This window comes from Haliscomenobacter sp. (assembly GCF_040403615.1).
In the GTDB taxonomy this organism is placed as follows: domain Bacteria; phylum Bacteroidota; class Bacteroidia; order Chitinophagales; family Saprospiraceae; genus Haliscomenobacter.
The window spans coordinates 1-2,961 of the sequence record NZ_JBBAKG010000042.1 but is presented as its reverse complement, the minus strand read 5'-3'; the positions used below and the strand labels follow the sequence as shown (position 1 = coordinate 2,961).

The following is a 2,961-nucleotide window of genomic DNA, read 5'->3' as shown; positions in this document are numbered from 1 at the left end:
GGGTCGACCACGTAGGGTCGACCCTACGCGCGGGGGATTTCCTTTTGCAAATACACCTTGCCCGGTATGCACGGGCCATAAACCGATTGGCCGTCCCACATGCCTTCCAAAATCCAGACCTTGCCTTGCTTGCGCAGGGTCAGGTTGCCCCATTTGAGGCACCAGGCCATGTCTTCCAGTTTGGAGTATTGGATGATGCGGTTTTCCTTGAAGCTGATGGTATTGCCTTTCACCTCCCCTGTAAAAACCATTTCAGCATGAACTTTTTCAACACTGACGTAGGTAGTACCCGTGATTTTGTTACCTTTTTGCTGGATGCTCAATTCGCAGTAGTATTTCTGGCGAAAACCTCCTTCTTGCTGGGTCAATACGCCTACCCATTTTCCATTGAGATCGCTGCTTTGCGCCAACAAACTGGCGCTGAACAGCAAAAAAGCAAACAGCAATAGATTTTTCATAACTTCGGTTTGTGAGCTAATTTAGGTTAAATCTTGATCTTTTGCGTCATCCTGGTGTTGAAAAAAACTAAAAATGGTTTTTCCATAGTTTCTTTCCTGAAAATAATTGGGGTGGTGTTTGTAGGAATGGCGCGGGTCATGCTCCATGACGAACCAGCCTTCGGCGCGCAATAACTTGTACTTGAAAATCCAGTCCGGTATTTGATCCATCGTAGCCAGGTCATAGGGTGGATCTGCAAAAATATAATCGTAATCTTCCCCTGAGCCTTCCATAAACTTGAACACATCTGCCCGGATAATGCGGACCTGATCAGTGATTTTGAGGATTTCCGCCGTTTTTTTCACAAACTGGATGGCTGCTGGAAACTTGTCTACGTAGGTCACATCGGTACATCCCCGCGACACAAACTCGTAGCAATGGCTGCCTGTACCGCCAAAAAGATCCAGCATTTTGGTGGCCTCAAAATCCAGGTTGTTGTTGAGAATGTTGAACAAGCCTTCTTTGGCAAAATCCATCGTCGGGCGAGTTGGCCATTTATCTGCGGGCGGATCAAAACGCCTCCCTTTAAATTTTCCTCCAATAATCCGCATAATCTTCTCGTAAAAAGCTGCTTAATAACGCAGACAAATTAGCTTCCCGATTTTGGGTTTAAATACCCGCTACCAGGTCAACGTAATTGTGCGCGGGAATAGCATCCAATTTTGTCCCGGCACGAAATCCAGTGGGCAGTGGAATGTACTGCAACGATTTGATGTAACGCTTGATTTGGCGATGCAGTTCCGATTGCTCCGCGTACTGGCCCATTATCCACAAGGGAGTGTATTCGGTACCCAGGCGAAATTGATCGAATACCAGCAGCAGGAAATACAGTGCATCGCGTGGAGTCTGGTAAACGTATGAATTGCAAAACACCACCTGACCTTCGTGGAAATAAAAAATAAACAACTGATTGGACAGGAAATATACTGCAACGTTGTGCGGCGTTTCGAGCCTGCTCCGAATCAGAGGCGCCAGGGTGCTGACACAATGGACAAATTCAGCTTCGGGTTGGATGCCCAGGAGCCAGCTTTGAAGAACCTTGGGCATTTCATACACCACCGTTACCGGATATCCTGCAATGACCTCGGCTTGAATGAGTGATTGTGCAGAAGGAGTAGTCAAGTGCTGCAAGTAAGCGGTTTTTTCTTCTGCTCGGTACCATTGCGAGGGTACCAAGGTAAACACCGAAGAAACCACCGTAGCCTTGACCGCCTTATACCCCTTGAGCAGAATGTCGCGAGGAGATTGAAATTCGCCCAAAAAACCAGCCCAATCGATCTTGCCATACCGATCAGGTTCCAGGATATGACTTTGATAAGCCTGAATTTTGAGCTGGTTGTCAATCAGTGCATAACTGAAACTGTCTTGTCCAAAAACTATCGACAGTTTGCACAAGGCCGAAATGTGCGGCGAGTAGTTGTCCTCTATGATGTCGTATTTCAAACTTGCCAAATCCTTAGGTTTATTTTGCCATTTTACACAACCCGTCAAAGCGCGCTCCGTCTTCTATGGCCAGGTTTCCAGCGCTGACGTTGCCAGTCACCACCGCAGTTTTATCTAGCTGCAACAGACCCGCAACTTGTACATCGCCGCTTACAAAGCCCATAATCATGGCATCGCGCGCGCGAATGCTGCCCTCTACCCTACCATCTTTTCCAACGACGAGTTTCTTTTCGCAAGAAAAATCACCAATCACGGTGCCGTCCAAACGAACGTTTTCACCAGATTGAAAATTTCCTTCTATTTTTGTGCCTTGTGCAATCACACAACTGCTGAAGCCTTCGTTGGATGAGCTGTTGGAGTAGGTGGTCGAACCAGGACTGTCTTTTCTAACTTTGTTGGCTGCCGTAGACATAAAATGTGTTTTGTTAGGATTCTGATTAAAAAAACGAATCCAACGTTCTTGGGAATACTTTAACGCAGAAAAATTAACTTCCCGATTTTGGGTTTTGAATAGGAAGTCGAACGGTTCATTTCAAGTGAGCTTCCTATTCAAAACCCTCTAAAAAAATCGGGAAGTAATTTTTTGCGTCAGACTAAGCAATATCATTGGCAAAATAAGGCCAAATTTCTATAATTTTCATTTATGCCGCTTACAATTTTAGCCATAGAGTCTTCTTGTGACGATACTTCTGCCGCAATTGTGCGGGATGGAGCGGTATTGAGCAACAAGACGGCCAATCAGGAAATTCATCAATTGTATGGTGGTGTAGTGCCAGAAGCGGCATCCCGGGCGCATCTGGTCAACATATTGCCCGTGGTAGAAGCAGCCATCAACGCCGCGGGCATTTCGAAAACAGCCATCGATGCGGTGGCGTTTACCCGTGGGCCAGGGCTGATCGGTTCGCTGATTGTAGGGGTTTCGTTTGCCAAAGGATTTGCGCTCAGCCGAAATTTACCCCTGATCGAGGTCAACCACATGATGGCACACGTGCTGGCACATTTTGCAGAAGACCCCAAGCC

General features: G+C 46.8%; 5 protein-coding genes. 1 reads left to right on the top strand and 4 read right to left on the bottom strand.

Annotation, left to right across the window (positions count from 1 at the left end; translation table 11 throughout):
- Positions 1–23: 23 nt before the first annotated feature.
- Genes ABW391_RS14880 through ABW391_RS14865 form a run of 4 tightly spaced genes read right to left on the bottom strand, consistent with a single transcriptional unit; the run spans position 24 to position 2,353 of the window.
- On the bottom strand, positions 24–458 hold the full coding sequence (locus ABW391_RS14880) for a hypothetical protein (protein ID WP_353482679.1): 435 nt from the start codon (positions 456–458) through the stop codon (positions 24–26).
- A gap of 21 nt (positions 459–479) precedes the next feature.
- A complete protein-coding gene (locus ABW391_RS14875) occupies positions 480–1,049 on the bottom strand; it encodes an RsmD family RNA methyltransferase (RefSeq protein ID WP_353482678.1) in 570 nt (189 codons plus the stop codon).
- A gap of 58 nt (positions 1,050–1,107) precedes the next feature.
- On the bottom strand, positions 1,108–1,950 hold the full coding sequence (locus ABW391_RS14870; protein ID WP_353482677.1) for a DUF3822 family protein: 843 nt from the start codon (positions 1,948–1,950) through the stop codon (positions 1,108–1,110).
- Positions 1,951–1,960: 10 nt separating this feature from the next.
- The gene (locus ABW391_RS14865) at positions 1,961–2,353 is read right to left on the bottom strand and encodes a bactofilin family protein (protein WP_353482676.1); all 393 of its coding nucleotides are present in this window, start codon (positions 2,351–2,353) and stop codon (positions 1,961–1,963) included.
- Between the two features lie 231 nt (positions 2,354–2,584).
- On the opposite strand from ABW391_RS14865, the gene ABW391_RS14860 reads away from it, so the two are divergent.
- A partial coding sequence (locus ABW391_RS14860) for a tRNA (adenosine(37)-N6)-threonylcarbamoyltransferase complex transferase subunit TsaD (protein WP_502916330.1) occupies positions 2,585–2,961 on the top strand: 377 nt, incomplete at its 3' end.

Coding starts and splice junctions, on each gene's coding strand:
- ABW391_RS14880 (WP_353482679.1), bottom strand. CDS start 458: ATGAAAAATCTATTGCTGTTTGCTTTTTTGCTGTTCAGCGCCAGTTTG.
- ABW391_RS14875 (WP_353482678.1), bottom strand. CDS start 1,049: ATGCGGATTATTGGAGGAAAATTTAAAGGGAGGCGTTTTGATCCGCCC.
- ABW391_RS14865 (WP_353482676.1), bottom strand. CDS start 2,353: ATGTCTACGGCAGCCAACAAAGTTAGAAAAGACAGTCCTGGTTCGACC.